Below are 16,639 nucleotides of genomic sequence, written 5' to 3' on the forward strand. Positions count from 1 at the left end.
TCGCGGATTCGACGGGTCAGGCCGCGGGTGCGTCGATCGCTGCCGGCTCCACGTGGTCGACGCCGGGCTCGACCACGACGGGTGCGCCCGTGAAGGCCACGTGCACGGCGTCGCCGGGCTCGTGCACCTCGGACGCGTCGTGCTGCACGGCCACGATCGTGCCGTCGCCGAGGTCGACGGTCGTGCGGCGGATCGAGCCGAGGAACGCGCTCGTCAGCACCGTCGCCGCGATGCCCGATGCCGCGAGGCGCACGTGCTCGGGGCGCACGAGCGCGACGCCCGCGCCGACCGCGGGGGAGCCGAGGACGGGCAGGCGCTCGCCGTGCGCGACGAAGCCCGACGCATCCACGGTGCCGGGCACGCGGTTCGACAGCCCCACGAAGTCGGCCACGAACGGGTTCGCCGGCGACCGGTAGAGCTCCTCGGGGCTGCCGATCTGCTCGATGCGGCCCGCGCGCATGACGGCGACGCGGTCGGCGACCGCGAGGGCCTCCTCCTGGTCGTGCGTCACGAACACCGTCGTGATGCCGAGCTCCTGCTGGATGCGGCGGATCTCGTCGCGGAGGCTCACGCGCACCTTGGCGTCGAGCGCCGACAGCGGCTCGTCGAGCAGCAGCAGGCGCGGCCGCGTCACGATGGCGCGCGCGAGGGCGACACGCTGCTGCTGACCGCCCGAGAGCTCGTGCGCGAACCGCTCGCCCAGGTGCGCGAGGCCCACGAGCTCGAGGCCCTCGGCGACGCGCGTCTCGCGCTCGGCGCGGCCGACGCCGCGCATCCGCAGGCCGTAGCCCACGTTCTGCGCCGCCGTCATGTGCGGGAAGAGCGAGTACGCCTGGAACACGATGCCGATGTCGCGGCGCTCGATGGGCGTCGACGACACGTCGACGCCGTCCATGAGGATCTGCCCCTCCTGGATGTCCTCGAGCCCCGCGAGGCAGCGCAGCGCCGTCGTCTTGCCGCAGCCCGACGGGCCGAGCAGCGCGACGAGCTCGCCGGGCGCGAGGGTGAGGTCGACGCTGTCGAGCGCCGTGTGGCTGCCGTACCGCTTCACGACCTGCTGCAGGTCGATCGTCGTGGCGGTCTGCTGTGCGATCGCGGTCATGCGCGAGAGCCCTTCTTGGTCTTCGCCGACTTCGGCTGCTTCGAGCGCGGCTGCCCGCCGCCCGCGATCGCGATCACGAGCAGCAGCACGAACGCGAACGCGAGCGCCACGAGCGACACGATGACGGATGCGTACGCATCCGCCTGCTGGATCTGCACGAGCGCCGTCTGCAGCACGATGCGGTTGAGGAGCGCGGCGATCGTGTACTCGCCGAGCACGATCGCGACGGTGAGGATGCACGCGGTGAGGATGCCGCGGCGGATGTTCGGCACGACGATCTCGACGAGCGTGCGTGCGAAGCCGGCGCCGAGCGAGCGCCCAGCCTCCGTGAGGGTGCCGACGTCGACGAGTCGCAGCTCGGCCTGGATCGCCCGGTACGCGAACGGCAGGGCGACGACGGCGTAGGCGAGCGCGAGCGGCCACGCCGACGACCCGACGACGCGGGCGATCGACGCGTACACCGGCGCGAGGCCGACGACGAGCACGATCGCGGGGATCGAGATCGGCAGGATCGAGATCATCTCGAGCACCCGCTGCAGGCGCGGCGCGCGCAGGCGCACGAGCACCATCGTCGGCACGAGGATCGCGACGATGAGCACGGCCGTCACGACCGACAGGCCGAGCGACACCGCGATGCCCTCGCCAAGCATCCGGTAGGTGCGGCTGCCGGAGGCGAGGCCCTCGGCGAGGGCCGTCCACCGGTCGAACGTGATGCCGTCGCGCGTGCGCAGCGTGAACTCCACCATCGCCACGATGGGGATGGCGAAGAGGGCGCCGACGATGCCGAGGATCGTCCAGCGTGCCCAGGGTGCGGGCGCGACGTCGGAGGCGCGGCGGCGGCTCACCGCTGCCACCTCGCAGCGTTCGCTCGCGTCGGCGTCTCGAGGATCGAGGTCATCACCGCTGCCACCTCTCCGTGCGCTTCTGCAGCAGCGAGTAGCCCCACATCAGCACCGTCATGATGAGGATCATCGCGAGCGCGAGGGCGCCCGCGAGGCCCTCCTGGCCCAGCACCGTCTCGGACACGAGCGCGCCGCGGATCTGCAGCGTCACGATCTGCCCGCCCTGGCTGATGAGGGCCGCGGCGGTCGCGAACGACGAGAACGAGTTGGCGAACAGCAGCACGAGGCTGCCGAGGAACGCGGGGGCGAGGATCGGCCCGCCCACGTGCAGCCAGTAGCGGGCGCGCGTGCCGCCGAGCGACGCGTTCGCCTCGGCCCACTGGGCGCGCAGGCCGTCGACGGCCGGCATGAAGGTGATGACCATGAGGGGGATCTGGAAGTAGAGGTAGGGGAGGATCAGGCCGGGCACCTGGTACAGCCAGACGCCGCCCGAGTAGATGTCGATGCCGAGCGCATCCCGCATCCACACGGTCACGAGGCCCTGGATGCCGATGGTCGCGATGAACGCGAACGCGAGCATGACGCCGCCGAACTGGGCGAGGGTGCCCGAGGCGGCGTCGACGGTGCGGCGCACGAGGCTCGTGGGCGGCAGGCCCAGCAGGGCGAGGCACACGAGGGCGCCGACGGCCGCGCCGAGCACGGCCGTGAGGGCGGACACCCAGATGGATGCCCAGATCGACCCGAGCACCGTCGGCGAGAAGATCGCCGCGATCGCGTCGAGCGTGAAGCCGTCCTCGCCGACGAACGCCGATGCGACGGCGATGGCCGTCGGGATGGCGAGGAAGCAGAGGGTGAGGAGCGCGAAGGGAGTGAGGCCGAGCGCGGTGCCGAGCAGCTGCCCGGCACCGCGTCCACGGCCTACTGGATTGCGGTCGCCCACTGCTCGGCGACGAGCGCCGACGCGGCCTCGGCCTGCTCGGCCGTCAGCTGCACGAGGTCGGCCGGGGGCGTGCCCACGGCGTCGAGGGCGTCCTGGTCCACCGTGCCGTCGTCGATCATCGACTGGAGGCGCACCGGGAAGGCGCCGGCCTCGAGCCAGATGTTCTGCGCCTCGTCCGAGAACAGGAACTCCTGCCACAGACGCGCGGCCGCGGGGTGCGGGGCGTCGGCGTTGATGGCCTGGTTGTAGTACGAGCCGAGCGCCTGGCCCTCGGGGATCCAGATCTGCCAGTCGCGCTGACCCTCGAGCGCCACCTGGTTGGCGGCCTCGATGTACGACCAGTTGATGACGACGGGCGTCTCGCCCGACGCGACGGTCGCGTTCGTGGCATTGAGCGGCAGGAAGTTGCCTGCGGCGGCGAGCTCGGCGAAGAAGTCGATGCCGGGCTGCATGTCGTCGGCCGAGCCGCCCGACTGGATGGCGGCGAGCTCGACGCCCGCGAGCGCGGCGCCGGCCTGGGTCGGGTCGCCGTTCAGCGCGACGGAGCCGCGGTACTCGTCACCGAGCAGGTCCTCCCACGACTCGGGAGCCGGCACGGCGTCCGCGTCGTACGCGACGGCCATGATGCCTGTGTAGTCGTTGACCCAGAGGCCCTCGGGGTGCTTGTTCTCGTCGGCGATCGAGTCCCACGTCTCGACCTGGTACGGCGCGAACATGTCCTCGTTGGCGAGCGCGACGGCGGGGCCGAGGTCGAAGACGTCGGGGGCCGTGTCCTGGCCGGCGAGGTCCTGCGCGGCCGTGATCTCCTCGGCGCTCGACGCCTCGGGGTTCGCCGACACGATCTCGATGTCGTAGGTCTCCTCGAAGAGGTCCATGACGGCGCCGTAGTTCGCCCAGTCCTCGGGGAGGGCGATGACGTTGAGGGTGCCCTCGGCCTCTGCGGCGGCGATGAGGCCCTCCATGCCGCCGAAGTCCTCGGCGCTCGTGGTCGTCGACGCGTCGACGTCGGGAACCTCGGCGTCGGCGTCGGCCGACGACGAGCAGCCCGCGAGCGCGAGGGCCGCGATGGTGAACGCGGCGGGTGCCGCGAGGTGCTTGAGACGCATGGTGCTCCTTGGTCACTGGGCGCGCGAGAGCGCGCCTGGGGAACCGTGGCAGCGGGCGGTGTCGCCACGGTGAACGGACCGTGGACGGTGAGCGACCCTCACCTTGCGGGGTGGGTCGGGGGCGCGGAGCCCGCCGTCGTGCGGTGGATGCGCTGCGCCTCCGGCGGACGCGGCGATCGCCGTGCGCGTGCAGGCGTAGCGTGGCCGCATGAGCATGATGGCCGGCGGTCCGCGCGGCGGCGGGATGCGCATGGCGAGCCGAGACGAGTCGGTGCAGCGAGCGCAGAACGCCGACGCGCCTCGCATCCCGAACCTCCTCGGCCGCATCATGGCGCTGTTCCGACCGCATCGCCCAGCGATCGCGCTCACGATCGCGCTCGTGCTCGTCGTCGCGGCGATCGGGGTGTTCCCGCCGCTGCTGACGCAGCGCATCTTCGACGACGCGCTCTTCCCCGAGTCGGGCGGCGTGCAGATGCGGCTGCTGCTCGCGCTCGTGGGCGGCATGGTCGCGCTGCTCGTCTCGTCGAGCCTGCTCGGCATCTGGCAGACGTACCTCACCGCTCGCGTCGGCAACACGGTCATGGGCAGCCTGCGCACGCAGCTGTTCGACCACCTGCAGCGCATGGAGCTCGCGTTCTTCACCCGCACGAAGACGGGCGTCATCCAGTCGCGGCTGCAGAACGACGTCGGCGGGGTCGCGACCGTGCTGTCGAACACGGTGTCGTCGGTCGTCGGCAACACCGTCACGGTCATCTCGAGCCTCGTGACGATGCTCATCCTGTCGTGGCAGCTCACGATCGTCGCAGTGCTGCTCACGCCGCTCCTCGTCATCGCGCAGCGTCGCGTGGGGCAGGTCCGTGCCCGGATCGCCACGAAGACGCAGGAGTCGCTGTCGGAGATGACGTCGATCACGCAGGAGGCGCTGTCGGTCTCGGGCATCCTGCTCGCGAAGGTCTTCGGCAGGCAGCAGGACGAGTCGCAGCGCTATGCCGACGAGAACGGCAGGCAGATCGAGCTGCAGGTGCGGCAGCAGATGACGGGGCAGACGTTCTTCGCCGTCGTCTCCATCTTCATCTCCGTGATCCCCGCCGTCGTGTACGTCATCGCGGCGCTGCTCATCACGAACGACCTGCAGGCCGTGACCGCCGGCACGCTCGTCGCCTTCACGACCGTGCAGGCGCGCCTGCTCATGCCGCTCATGGGGCTGCTGCGCGTCGCGCTCGACCTGCAGACCTCCGGCGCGCTCTTCGCTCGCATCTTCGAGTACCTCGACCTGCGACCGCAGATCGTCGACCGGCCGGATGCGCTGCCCGTGCCCGCCGATCGCCTGGGCGCGATCGCGTTCGACGACGTCGTCTTCCGCTATCCCGATGCGCTCGAGTCCGAGCCGCCGACGCTCGACCACGTGTCGTTCGAGGTCGAGCCCGGCACGTTCGTCGCGTTCGTGGGCGCGTCCGGCGCCGGCAAGACGACCATCGGGTACCTCGTGCCCAGGCTCTACGAGGCGGCGGGCGGCGTCGTTCGGTTCGCGGGCGTCGACGTGCGCGACCTCGACCATCGCTCGCTGACCGACGCCATCGGCATCGTGAGCCAGGACGCCTACCTCTTCCACGCGACGATCGCCGAGAACCTGCGCTACGCGAAGCCGGATGCGACGGACGCCGAGCTCGAGGAGGCCGCGCGCGGCGCGAACATCCTCGACACCATCCGCTCGTTCCCGCTCGGCTTCGACACGGTCGTGGGGGAGCGCGGGTACCGGCTCTCGGGGGGCGAGCAGCAGCGCATCGCCATCGCGCGCGTGCTGCTGAAGGATCCGGCCGTGCTGATCCTCGACGAGGCGACGAGCGCGCTCGACACCGTGTCGGAGCGCATCGTGCAGCAGGCGCTCGACGCCGCGTCGCGCGGCCGCACGGTCGTGGCGATCGCGCACCGCCTCTCGACGATCCGTGACGCCGACGTCATCGTCGTGCTCGACCACGGCCGCATCGTCGAGCGCGGCACGCACGACGAGCTGCTCGCGGCGGGCGGCGCATACGCCCTGCTGCACTCCGAGCAGCGCGCCAACGCATGACGGCGACGCGCAGGTTTGCGTTCACTAGTTGACAGCAAGGGCGCGCGGGGGCGACGATGAACGCATGCAGCGACGCCCGGGATCTCAAGGCGCCCTGCGCGCGGCCAACGAGGCGCGCATCGCCGACGTGCTGCGCGACGGGCCGGCGACGCAGTCGGAGCTCGCCGAGCGCACGGGCCTCGCCAACGCGACGGTGTCGAACATCGTGCGCGACCTGCGCGAGCGCGGCATCGTCACGACCGGGCCCACGATCCACCAGGGCAGGCGCGCGACGCTCGTGACGATCGAGTCGGGCACGGGTCCCGTCGTCGTCGGCGTCGACTTCGGCAGGCGCCACGTGCGCATCGCCGCGTCGCGTGCCGACCTGCAGCCCATCGTCGAGCGCCACGTCGAGCTGCCTGCCGGGCACCACGCATCCGAGAGCCTCGCCGTCGCCGCGCACGCGCTGTCCGAGATGCTCGACGGCGAGGGGCTGCGCGACGTCGCCGCGATGTGCGTCGGCGTGCCCGGTCCCTTCGACCTGCGCACCGGCACCATCGCGGGGCACACGATCCTGCCCGAGTGGGTGGGCGTCTCGCGCGACGCGATCTCGGAGGCGTTCGGCATGCCCGTCGAGGTGGGCAACGACGCCGACCTCGGCGCGACCGCCGAGCGCACGGTCGGTGCCCACCGCGGCGTCGACGACCTCATGTTCGTGAAGGTCGGCACCGGCATCGGCACGGGCCTCGTGCTCGGCGGGCGCCTGCACCGCGGCGCCATCGGCATCGCCGGCGAGCTCGGGCACGTGCAGGTCGACCCCCAGGGGCCGCTGTGCGTGTGCGGCAACCGCGGCTGCCTCGAGACGCTCGCGTCGGTGCGCGTCATGACGCAGGAGCTGTCGGCGGCGCTGCGCCGCCCCGTCTCGACCGCCGACATCGTCACGTCGGCGCTCGCGGGCGACCCCGTCACGCGCCGCGTCATCGAGGACGCCGGCGTCGCGATCGGCCGCGCCGTCGCCAACGCCGCCAACCTGCTCGCGCCCGCCGTGGTCGTGGTGGGCGGGCCGCTGTCGGAGGTGGGCGAGCTGCTGCTCGAGCCGGTGCGCGACGGCTTCCGCCGCTTCGCGATCCACGCGCTCGCATCCTCGACCGACGTCGTCGCGACGTCGCTCGGCGAGCGGGCGGAGGTGCTGGGCGCGCTCGCGGTCGCACGCGACGCCGCGCGGTCGCCCGCGCTCGTCTGACGTACCCCGTGATCGAATCGTTGCGTTCATGCAGCGACAGAGTTTGCATCCACTGCGTTCACGACTTGACGACAAGGCGGAGTGTTTCGTATCGTGAGCCTCGGTCCGCCGACGGTGCTGGGCCAGCGAGGGAGCGAGCGTGGCACAGGCGAAGCCGGTCATCCTGTCGATGCGCCACATCACCAAGGAGTTCCCGGGCGTCCGCGCCCTCGACGACGTGAGCCTCGAGGTCGCCGCCGGCACGATCCACGCGATCTGCGGCGAGAACGGCGCGGGCAAGTCCACCCTCATGAAGGTGCTCTCGGGCGTCTACCCGCACGGCTCCTTCGACGGCGAGATCGTCTACCAGGGCGAGTCGGTCGCGTTCGGCCGCATCAACGACTCCGAGCGCGCCGGCATCGTGATCATCCACCAGGAGCTCGCGCTCGTGCCCGAGCTCTCGATCGCCGAGAACATCTTCCTCGGCAACGAGCCCCGCCGCGGCGTCGGCATCGACTGGGACACCGTGCGCGTGCGCACGATCGAGCTCCTCGCCCGCGTCGGGCTCGAGGAGGACCCCGACACGCAGATCAAGGACATCGGCGTGGGCAAGCAGCAGCTCGTCGAGATCGCGAAGGCGCTCGAGAAGGACGTGCGGCTGCTCATCCTCGACGAGCCCACCGCCGCCCTCAACGAGGGCGACTCCGCGCACCTGCTCGACCTCATCGTCGGCCTGCGCGCCAAGGGCGTCACGTCGATCATGATCAGCCACAAGCTCAACGAGATCGAGGCCGTCTCCGACGCGATCACGATCATCCGCGATGGCAAGGCCATCGAGACGCTCGACATCGCCGATGGCGCCGTCGACGAGGACCGCATCATCCGCGGCATGGTCGGCCGCACGCTGGGCAACCGCTTCCCCGACCGCGCGGGCCACGCGGGCGAGGTCTTCTTCGAGGTGCGCGACTGGACGGTGCAGCACCCGCTCTCCGCCGAGCGCCTCGTCGCCAAGCAGTCGTCGTTCACGGTGCGCCGTGGCGAGGTCGTCGGCTTCGCGGGCCTCATGGGCGCCGGCCGCACCGAGCTCGCCATGAGCATCTTCGGCCGTCAGTACGGCACGTGGCTCGGCGGATCGATCGTGAAGGACGGGCAGGAGATCCAGATCCGCTCGGTCTCCGAGGCCATCCGCCACGGCATCGCCTACGTGAGCGAGGACCGCAAGGCGCTCGGGCTCAACCTGCTCGACACGATCAAGCGCTCCATCGTCTCCGCGAAGCTCGGCAAGATCTCGCACGGCGGCGTCGTCGACGGCCTCGCCGAGACGAAGGTCGCCGAGGAGTACCGCAAGACGCTGCGCATCAAGGCCCCCACGGTCGAGATGGGCGTCGACACACTCTCCGGTGGCAACCAGCAGAAGGTCGTGCTGTCGAAGTGGATGTTCACCGACCCCGACCTGCTCATCCTCGACGAGCCGACGCGCGGCATCGACGTGGGCGCCAAGACCGAGATCTACCAGATCGTGCGCGAGCTCGCGGATGCGGGCAAGGGCGTGATCCTCATCTCCAGCGAGCTGCCGGAGCTGCTCGGCCTCGCTGACCGCATCTACACGATCTTCGAGGGTCGCATCACGGGCGAGATCCGTGCTGCCGACGCCGACCAGGAGACGCTCATGCGCCGCATGGCGCCGACGAAGGGTGAAGCCGCATGACCAACGACGTGCAGGAGCGGAGGCGATTCCGCATCTCCGACCTCTCGATGCTCTTCGGCAAGAAGGGGTCGCTCAAGGAGTTCGGCATCCTCGGCGCGCTCGTCGTGATCGTGGTCGTGTTCCAGATCGCGACCGACGGTGCGACGCTCTCGTCGGGCAACCTCATCAACGTCGTCCAGTCGTACTCGTACATCCTCATCCTCGCCATCGGCATGGTGATGGTGATCATCGCGGGCCACATCGACCTGTCGGTCGGCTCCGTCGCCGCGTTCGTCGGCGTCGTCGTGGCGTTCTCGATGGCCGACTGGAACTGGCCCTGGTACGCGAGCCTCGCGCTCGGCGTCGCGCTCGGCATGGTCATCGGCGCCTGGCAGGGATTCTGGGTCGCGTTCGTCGGCGTGCCAGCGTTCATCGTCACCCTCGCGGGCATGCTCATGTTCCGCGGCCTGCAGCAGCTCACGGGCGTCACGCGCAGCCCCGGCGTCGACCCCGAGTTCACTGCGGCGCTCGCCGGCTTCCTGCCCGAGTGGGGCCCCAACACGGGCTTCAACAACTCGACGCTCGTGCTCGGCCTCGTCGCGATCGCCGCGGTCGTGCTGCTCGAGCTGCGCGGACGCGCCCGCCGCCTCCGCACCGGCGCCGAGGTCTCGCCCGCCTGGGTGCTCATCACGCGCCTCGTGCTCGTCGGCGCCGTCATCGTCGTCGCGACGCTGCTCTTCGCGTCGGGTCGCGTCGGCCAGTCGTTCCCGCTCGCCGGCGTCATCCTCGTCGTCTTCGTGCTCGCCTACGGCTTCCTCACGAACAACACGACGATCGGTCGCCACATCTACGCCGTCGGCGGCAACCGCCGCGCCGCGGAGCTGTCGGGCGTGCGCTCGCGCTGGACCGACTTCTTCGTCATGGCCAACATGTCGACCCTCGCCGCCGTCGCGGGCATGATGTACGTCGCCCGCGCCCGCTTCGCCGGCCCGCAGGACGGCACCGGCTGGGAGCTCGACGCCATCGCCGCGGTGTTCATCGGCGGCGCGGCCGTCGCGGGCGGCATCGGCACCGTCGCGGGCTCGATCATCGGTGGCCTCGTCATGGCCGTGCTCACCAACGGCCTCTTCGCGATCGGCACCGGCGCCGACTGGATCCAGATCATCAAGGGCATCGTGCTCCTCATCGCCGTCGCGATCGACGTCGTCAACAAGCAGCAGGGCAGGTTCTCGATCATCGGGCTGCTCCTGCGCGGCATGCGGGGCAGATCCCGCGACGAGCTCTCCTCGTAGCCGCGACCCCAGACTCCCTCACCGAACAAGGAGAACCGCAATGAAGAAGTCCGCACTCGTCGCGCTGGCCGGCATCGCCGCCGTCAGCGTGGCGCTCACCGGCTGCGGCCGCACCGACCCCGGCACCGAGGGCGGCGACGACGCCGCCGGCTTCGCAGCCGACGCGTCGATCGGCGTCGCCCTGCCCGACCAGACCTCCGAGAACTGGGTGCTCGCGGGCGACCTGTTCGAGAACGGTCTCGAGGAGGCCGGCTTCGACGGCAACGTGCAGTACGCAGGCTCGTCGAACGCCGTCGGCGACCAGCAGCAGCAGATCCAGACGATGATCGACTCGGGCGTCGAGGTGATCGTGATCGGCGCCGCCGACACGAACCAGCTCGCGGCGCAGCTCGAGGCCGCCGACGCCGCGGGCGTCACGGTCATCGCCTACGACCGCCTCATCCAGAACTCCGACCTCGTCGACTACTACGTCGCGTTCGACAACTTCCACGTCGGCGAGCTGCAGGCGCAGTCGCTGCTCGAGGGTCTCGAGGAGCGCTTCCCCGGCCAGGAGCCGTGGAACGTCGAGCTCTTCTCGGGCTCGGCCGACGACTCGAACTCGGCCGTGTTCTTCGACGGCGCGATGAGCGTGCTCCAGCCCGCCATCGACGACGGCACGATCAACATCGTGTCGGGTCAGACGTCGGTGCAGCAGACGGCCACCGAGGACTGGGCAGCCGAGAACGCGCAGAACCGCATGGACACGATCCTGCAGACGTCGTACCAGGGCATCCAGCTCCACGGCGTGCTCTCGCCGAACGACAACCTCGCTCGCGCCATCCTCACGTCGGCCGACAACGCCGGGCTCGAGACGCCCGTCGTCACCGGTCAGGACTCCGAGGTCGCGTCGGTCGAGTCGATCGTCGCTGGCGTGCAGTACTCGACGATCTACAAGGACACGCGTGCGCTCGTGGCCGCGACCATCGACATGGTCTCGCAGCTGCAGGCGGGCGAGGAGGTCACCACGACCGGCGAGTCCGACAACGGCGTGACCGAGGTTCCCTCGAACCTCCTCGAGCCGGTCATCGTCACGCAGGCGAACGCTGCGGAGGCGTACGCCGAGAACCCGGACCTCGAGCCGCTCACGCAGCCGTAGTCCATCCATCCACGCCGGCGGGCGGCTCCTCCCTCGGGAGGGGTCGCCCGCCGTCGTCATGCGGCGTCGCGGAGCCGTGGCAGCGGCCGTCATGCGCCTGCGCCGCGCGGTAGCGTGGATCGGCCACGGAAGGGGAGCGATGCGCTTCGCAGAGACCATCCTCGACACCATCGGGGAGACGCCGCTCGTGCGGCTCAACCACGTCACCGACGGGATCGCCGCGACGGTGCTCGCGAAGGTCGAGTTCCTCAACCCCGGCGGCTCGGTGAAGGATCGCATCGCGCAGTCGATGATCGACGACGCCGAGCGTCGCGGCGTGCTGCGGCCCGGCGGCACGATCGTCGAGCCGACGAGCGGCAACACGGGCGTGGGTCTCGCGCTCGTCGCGCAGCAGCGCGGCTACCGCTGCATCTTCGTCTGCCCCGACAAGGTCTCCGACGACAAGCGTGCGACGCTGCGCGCCTACGGCGCCGAGGTCGTCGTGACGCCCACGGCCGTCGCGCCCGACAGCCCCGAGTCGTACTACGGCGTCGCGAACCGCCTCACGGCAGAGATCGACGGCGCGTTCCAGCCGAACCAGTTCTTCAACCCGGCAGCGCCTGCGGCGCACGAGGCGACGACGGGTCCCGAGATCTGGCGCGATACCGACGGCCGCGTGACCCACTTCGTCGCCGGCGTCGGCACGGGCGGCACCATCACCGGCACGGCGCGCCACCTCAAGCAGGTCTCGGGTGGCGCCGTGCGCGTCGTCGGCGCCGACCCGCTCGGCTCCATCTACTCCGGGGGCACCGGTCGCCCGTACCTCGTCGAGGGCGTCGGCGAGGACATGATGCCAGGCAACTACGACGCGTCGGTCATCGACGAGGTCGTCGCCGTCGACGACGCAGCATCGTTCGCGATGACGCGCCGCCTCGCCCGCGAGGAGGGCCTGCTCGTGGGCGGCTCGAGCGGCATGGCCGTCGTGGTCGCGCTCGACGTCGCCCGCGACCTGCCCGCCGACGCCGTCGTCGTCGTCATCCTCCCCGACTCCGGCCGCGGCTACCTGCAGAAGGTGTACTCGGATGCGTGGATGCGCGCCCACGGGTTCGCCGATCCCGCCGAGGGCACGACGGTGCGCGACGTGCTCACCGCGAAGGGCGGATCCGCACCGGCGCTCGTGCACGCGCATCCCACCGACACCGTGCACGACGCGATCGAGATCATGCACGAGTTCGGCGTGAGCCAGCTGCCCGTGCTGCGCGCCGAGCCGCCCGTCGTGCTCGGCGAGGTCGCAGGCTCGGTCGACGAGCGGCACCTGCTCGACGCCGTCTTCACCGGCGGCGCCCGTCTCGGCGACCCCGTGGGCGACCACGTGGGCCCGCAGCTGCCGCGCATCGGCGCCGGCGAGTCCGCCGACGACCTGCGCGCCGCGCTCGGCGAGGCCGACGCCATCCTCGTGCTCGACGAGGCTCGACCCATCGGCGTCGTCACGCGCGCCGACCTGCTGACGTACCTCGCGAAGGAGGCATGAGATGACCGGATTCTCGACGAGGGCCATCCACGACGGCCAGCCGTTCGACCCCCGTACCGGTGCGGTGGTGCCGCCGATCTTCCTGTCGTCGACGTTCGTGCAGGACGGCGTCGGCACCTTCCGCGACGGCTACGAGTACGGCCGCGGCGGCAACCCGTCGCGCGACCAGCTGCAGCAGCAGCTCGCGTCGCTCGAGGGCGGCACCCACGCGTTCGCGTTCGGCTCGGGGCTCGCGGGCGAGGATGCGCTGCTGCGCGCCATCCTCAAGCCCGGCGACCACGTGCTCATGGCGAACGACGTGTACGGCGGCACGCACCGCCTCGTGTCGCGCATGTTCGTGCCGTGGGGCGTCGAGCTGTCGACCGCCGACTTCGCCGACCTCGACGCCGTGCGCGCTGCCATCCGGCCGACGACGAAGGTGCTGTGGGTCGAGACGCCGTCGAACCCGCTCATGAAGATCACCGACCTGGCGGCGCTCGCCGAGCTCGGTCACGCGGCGGGTGCGGTGGTCGTCGCCGACAACACGTTCGCGTCGCCGTTCCTGCAGCAGCCGCTCGCGCTCGGCGCAGACGTCGTCGTGCACTCGACGACGAAGTACGTCGGCGGGCACTCCGACATCGTCGGCGGCGCGATCGTGACGGCGGATGCCGAGCTCGCGGATGCGGTCGGCTTCGTGCAGTTCGGCGTGGGCGCCGTGAACTCGCCGTTCGACGCGTGGCTCACGACGCGGTCGCTCAAGACGCTCGCGGTGCGCATGGAGCGCCACTCGTCGAACGCGCAGGCGGTCGCCGAGGCGCTCGTCGGGCACCCGGCGCTCGAGGCCGTGCACTACCCGGGCCTGCCCACGCATCCCGGCCACGAGATCGCGGCGCGGCAGATGTCGGGCTTCGGCGGCATGGTGTCGATCCAGGTGCGCGGGGGAGCGGACGAGGCGCTCGCGATCGTGCGCCGCACGGAGCTGTTCCAGCTGGCGGAGTCGCTCGGCGGCGTCGAGTCCCTCATCTGCTACCCGAGCGAGATGACCCACGCCTCCGTCAAGGGCACCGAGCTCGCCGTCCCCACGAACCTCCTCCGCCTGTCGGTCGGCATCGAGGACGCCGCCGACCTCATCACGGACATCACCACCGCCCTCCAGAGTTGAGGTTTTCGGCCCGATGTGAGGTCACTTCGGGCCGAAAACCTCAACTCCGCGCGGCCAGCGTGGCGCGGACGAGCGCGACGAGTCGCCACGGCTCCGTGAGCGTGTCCTGCGTGACGTGGATGACCTCCCACCCGATCGACCGCAGACGCACGTCGCGCGCGATGTCGGCCTGCCACTGCGTGCGGTCTGAGCGATGACCGTCGCCGTCGTACTGGATGGCGACGCGCGCGTCGCGGTAGAGCAGGTCGGGTCGGGCGACGAATGCGCCGTCGTGCAGGATCTGCTCGTTCACCTCCGGCTCAGGGAGACCGCCGTCGACCAGCAGCACGCGGGTGATGCTCTCCCATGGCGACTCGACGCCGAGGCGTACCAGCGGGAGCGCGAGGCGCAATCGGCCGATGCCCGCCATCGTGCCCCAGCCCGCGACACCGCGCGCGAGGTCCTCGATCGTGCACGCGGGGCGAGAGCCACGCAAGCCGGGGTAGTTGTCCGCGCTCGTGACGAGCGCATCTCCGACGGCGACGAGCCACGGGACGTCGTAGACGCGAGCGAGGGTCAGCCACGTCAGCAGCGGATCCGCCACGGGCAGCCCGTCGACGCGCACGGGCTGCAGCCTCGCCGCGGCGATCGAGCGCGCGCTCACGCCACGCGCCGCCGGGCGGTACGCGCCCTTCGGAACCAGGAGCTGCACGCCCCGAGGCGTTCCAGGTGGGATCGGGAGCCCGTGGAGTCGAGCGGCCGCTGCCTCGGCGATCACCTGACCCGACCGCAGACGCGGTGCGTACTGGCGCACGAGATCGATCGCATCGTCAGGCGGAGAGCTCGAGCGCACGCCCCAGAACGGCCGGTGGTACCGCTCGTCACGGAGCGCCTTCTGCGAGATGCCGTGCCCGATGGCCTCGCCGACGCCGACGGATCGGTGGTGCTCGAGCTCGGGGATGTCCGGTGTCATGCGAGCACCATGCCGCGTTGCGCCCGGACGAGACGGAGCGAGGAGGCGCACTGTGGATGGCCGCCGCACCGCCCCACCTGTGGAGACCGCAGCGTTGAGGTTTTCGGCCCGATGTGACCTCGCATCGGGCCGAAAACCTCAACTATGCGAGGGGCTTGCCTCGCTGCTCGGGGAGGAGCGCGAAGGCGGAGACGGCGGCCAGGGCGAAGGCCGCGGCGAAGACCGCGAACAGCAAGGGGGTGCCGCCGAGGGCGACGAGCGGGGTGACGATGAGCGGGGCGATGATCGACGCGATGCGGCCGAAGCCCGCCGCAGCGCCCGTGCCCGTGCCGCGCACCGACGTCGGGTAGAGCTCGGGCCCGATGGCGTAGAGCGCGCCCCACGCGCCGAGGTTGAAGAACGAGAGCGCGCATCCGGCGGCGATGATCTGCCAGTCGGCGGCTGCGAGGCCGTACGCGAACGCCGCGACGGCCGAGCCCGCGAGGAAGATCGCGAGCGTCGAGCGCCGCCCGATCACCTCGATGAGCCAGGCGGCGACGGCGTAGCCGGGCAGCTGCGCGAGCGTGATGATGAGCGTGAACTGGAACGACCGCACGAGGTCGAAGCCCTGCGCGACGAGCAGCGACGGGATCCAGATGAACGCGCCGTAGTACGACAGGTTGATGCAGAACCACACGATCCACAGCCCAGCGGTGCGGCGGCGCACGGCGGGGCTCCAGATCGACTGCGCCGAGTCGGCCTCGACGCCCGCGAGCACCTTCGGCGTCGCGGGCGGCAGCTCGGTGCGGGCGTCGCCGGCGGCGGCCTCGAACTCGCGCACGATGCGCTCGGCCTCGTCGTGCCGCCCCTTCGCCTCGAGGAACCGCACCGACTCGGGCAGCCCCATCCGCACGACGACGGCGTAGAGCGTCGGCACGATGCCGACCGCGAGGGCCCAGCGCCAGCCGTCGTCGGAGAGCGGGATGACGAACGCGCCGATCGCCGCGGCCGCGATCCATCCGACGGCCCAGAACGACTCGAGCCACACGACGACGCGGCCGCGGATGCGGCGGGGCGCGAACTCCGACACGAGGGTGGATGCGACGGGCAGCTCGGCGCCGAGCCCGAGGCCGATCACGAAGCGCAGCGCGATGAGCATCGCGACGCCGGTCGAGAGCGCGGCGGCGCCCGTCGCGATGCCGTAGACGAGCAGCGTGATCGCGAACACCTGGCGGCGGCCGAGACGGTCGGCGACGAGCCCGCCGAGCGTCGCGCCGATCGCCATGCCCACGAAGCCGATCGAGCCGATCCAGCCGAGCGTCGTGCCGTCGAGCTGCCACTGCACCGCGAGGGCGGCCATGACGAACGAGATGAGGCCGACGTCCATGGCGTCGAGCGCCCAGCCGATGCCCGAGCCGACGAGCAGGCGACCGTGCCTCCTCGTGAACGGCAGCCGGTCGAGCCGCTCCGTGCGGGTGTACGCGGCGGTGGATGCGGGTGCGTCGGGCATGCCGAGGCCTGTCTGTGCGGGCGCCGGCGGGCGGTGGCGGCGCGACCGATCAAGGGATGCCCCCACAGTACTCGCGGCCACGTGCCGGGCAGCGGGTGGGGAAGGGGGCACCGGCAGGGCCGCTCTCAGCGTCGGTGGACGGTCGTAGGCTGGAGGCACCGCCACGGAACT

General features: G+C 71.3%; 13 protein-coding genes. 7 read left to right on the forward strand and 6 right to left on the reverse strand.

The genetic code is table 11. From position 1 onward, the window contains the following. Positions 1–16: 16 nt before the first annotated feature. From BLQ67_RS11380 to BLQ67_RS11395, 4 genes are read right to left on the reverse strand one after another with little or no spacing between them, the layout of a single operon-like run. A complete protein-coding gene (locus tag BLQ67_RS11380; RefSeq protein ID WP_092505161.1) occupies positions 17–1,102 on the reverse strand; it encodes an ABC transporter ATP-binding protein in 1,086 nt (361 codons plus the stop codon). Next, positions 1,099–1,947 (reverse strand): ABC transporter permease, encoded by an 849-nt coding sequence (locus tag BLQ67_RS11385; protein ID WP_231945032.1) that lies wholly within the window; start codon positions 1,945–1,947, stop codon positions 1,099–1,101. Before BLQ67_RS11385 ends, BLQ67_RS11380 begins: the two co-directional genes overlap by 4 nt. Before the next feature lie 52 nt (positions 1,948–1,999). Next, positions 2,000–2,884 (reverse strand): ABC transporter permease, encoded by an 885-nt coding sequence (locus BLQ67_RS11390; protein WP_231945033.1) that lies wholly within the window; start codon positions 2,882–2,884, stop codon positions 2,000–2,002. Continuing rightward, on the reverse strand, positions 2,863–3,990 hold the full coding sequence (locus tag BLQ67_RS11395; RefSeq protein ID WP_092505163.1) for an ABC transporter substrate-binding protein: 1,128 nt from the start codon (positions 3,988–3,990) through the stop codon (positions 2,863–2,865). Before BLQ67_RS11395 ends, BLQ67_RS11390 begins: the two co-directional genes overlap by 22 nt. Before the next feature lie 214 nt (positions 3,991–4,204). Here BLQ67_RS11395 and BLQ67_RS11400 point away from each other — a divergent pair, with 214 nt between their 5' ends. The 7 genes from BLQ67_RS11400 (at position 4,205) to BLQ67_RS11430 (ending at position 14,027) form a co-directional block, all read left to right on the forward strand. Further along, complete coding sequence (locus tag BLQ67_RS11400) at positions 4,205–6,061, forward strand: ABC transporter ATP-binding protein (protein WP_407922492.1); 1,857 nt, start codon at positions 4,205–4,207, stop codon at positions 6,059–6,061. A gap of 64 nt (positions 6,062–6,125) precedes the next feature. Continuing rightward, entirely contained in the window at positions 6,126–7,283 is a 1,158-nt protein-coding gene (locus BLQ67_RS11405) for an ROK family transcriptional regulator (RefSeq protein ID WP_092505167.1), read from the forward strand. 169 nt (positions 7,284–7,452) lie between these two features. Continuing rightward, the gene (gene mmsA / locus BLQ67_RS11410) at positions 7,453–8,970 is read left to right on the forward strand and encodes a multiple monosaccharide ABC transporter ATP-binding protein (RefSeq protein WP_092506911.1); all 1,518 of its coding nucleotides are present in this window, start codon (positions 7,453–7,455) and stop codon (positions 8,968–8,970) included. Next, positions 8,967–10,241 carry a multiple monosaccharide ABC transporter permease gene (gene mmsB, locus BLQ67_RS11415; RefSeq protein ID WP_172802308.1) on the forward strand — a complete coding sequence of 425 codons (1,275 nt, stop codon included), beginning with the start codon at positions 8,967–8,969 and terminating at the stop codon, positions 10,239–10,241. The genes mmsA and mmsB overlap by 4 nt, the downstream gene beginning before the upstream one ends. 40 nt (positions 10,242–10,281) lie before the next feature. Further along, positions 10,282–11,376, forward strand: a complete 1,095-nt coding sequence (locus BLQ67_RS11420; RefSeq protein WP_092505169.1) for a substrate-binding domain-containing protein — start codon at positions 10,282–10,284, stop codon at positions 11,374–11,376. Positions 11,377–11,515: 139 nt separating this feature from the next. After that, the gene (locus BLQ67_RS11425; protein ID WP_092505171.1) at positions 11,516–12,886 is read left to right on the forward strand and encodes a cystathionine beta-synthase; all 1,371 of its coding nucleotides are present in this window, start codon (positions 11,516–11,518) and stop codon (positions 12,884–12,886) included. A 1-nt stretch (position 12,887) separates the two neighbouring features. Next, entirely contained in the window at positions 12,888–14,027 is a 1,140-nt protein-coding gene (locus BLQ67_RS11430; RefSeq protein ID WP_092505173.1) for a cystathionine gamma-synthase, read from the forward strand. A gap of 40 nt (positions 14,028–14,067) precedes the next feature. On the opposite strand, the gene BLQ67_RS11435 is transcribed toward BLQ67_RS11430, so the two are convergent. Together BLQ67_RS11435 and BLQ67_RS11440 are read right to left on the reverse strand one after the other, a co-directional pair. Further along, positions 14,068–14,979 (reverse strand): PDDEXK family nuclease, encoded by a 912-nt coding sequence (locus tag BLQ67_RS11435; protein ID WP_092505175.1) that lies wholly within the window; start codon positions 14,977–14,979, stop codon positions 14,068–14,070. 142 nt (positions 14,980–15,121) lie between these two features. Beyond that, positions 15,122–16,468 carry an MFS transporter gene (locus BLQ67_RS11440; RefSeq protein WP_092505177.1) on the reverse strand — a complete coding sequence of 449 codons (1,347 nt, stop codon included), beginning with the start codon at positions 16,466–16,468 and terminating at the stop codon, positions 15,122–15,124. Positions 16,469–16,639: the final 171 nt, after the last annotated feature.

The organism is Agrococcus jejuensis, assembly GCF_900099705.1.
In the GTDB taxonomy this organism is placed as follows: Bacteria; Actinomycetota; Actinomycetes; order Actinomycetales; family Microbacteriaceae; genus Agrococcus; species Agrococcus jejuensis.

Bases quoted from the DNA above. Each gene is read 5' to 3' on its own strand.
- BLQ67_RS11395 (WP_092505163.1), bottom strand. From the start codon at position 3,990: ATGCGTCTCAAGCACCTCGCGGCACCCGCCGCGTTCACCATCGCGGCC.
- BLQ67_RS11425 (WP_092505171.1), top strand. From the start codon at position 11,516: ATGCGCTTCGCAGAGACCATCCTCGACACCATCGGGGAGACGCCGCTC.
- BLQ67_RS11400 (WP_407922492.1), top strand. From the start codon at position 4,205: ATGATGGCCGGCGGTCCGCGCGGCGGCGGGATGCGCATGGCGAGCCGA.
- BLQ67_RS11430 (WP_092505173.1), top strand. From the start codon at position 12,888: ATGACCGGATTCTCGACGAGGGCCATCCACGACGGCCAGCCGTTCGAC.
- mmsB (WP_172802308.1), top strand. From the start codon at position 8,967: ATGACCAACGACGTGCAGGAGCGGAGGCGATTCCGCATCTCCGACCTC.
- BLQ67_RS11435 (WP_092505175.1), bottom strand. From the start codon at position 14,979: ATGACACCGGACATCCCCGAGCTCGAGCACCACCGATCCGTCGGCGTC.
- mmsA (WP_092506911.1), top strand. From the start codon at position 7,453: ATGCGCCACATCACCAAGGAGTTCCCGGGCGTCCGCGCCCTCGACGAC.
- BLQ67_RS11405 (WP_092505167.1), top strand. From the start codon at position 6,126: ATGCAGCGACGCCCGGGATCTCAAGGCGCCCTGCGCGCGGCCAACGAG.
- BLQ67_RS11420 (WP_092505169.1), top strand. From the start codon at position 10,282: ATGAAGAAGTCCGCACTCGTCGCGCTGGCCGGCATCGCCGCCGTCAGC.
- BLQ67_RS11380 (WP_092505161.1), bottom strand. From the start codon at position 1,102: ATGACCGCGATCGCACAGCAGACCGCCACGACGATCGACCTGCAGCAG.
- BLQ67_RS11440 (WP_092505177.1), bottom strand. From the start codon at position 16,468: ATGCCCGACGCACCCGCATCCACCGCCGCGTACACCCGCACGGAGCGG.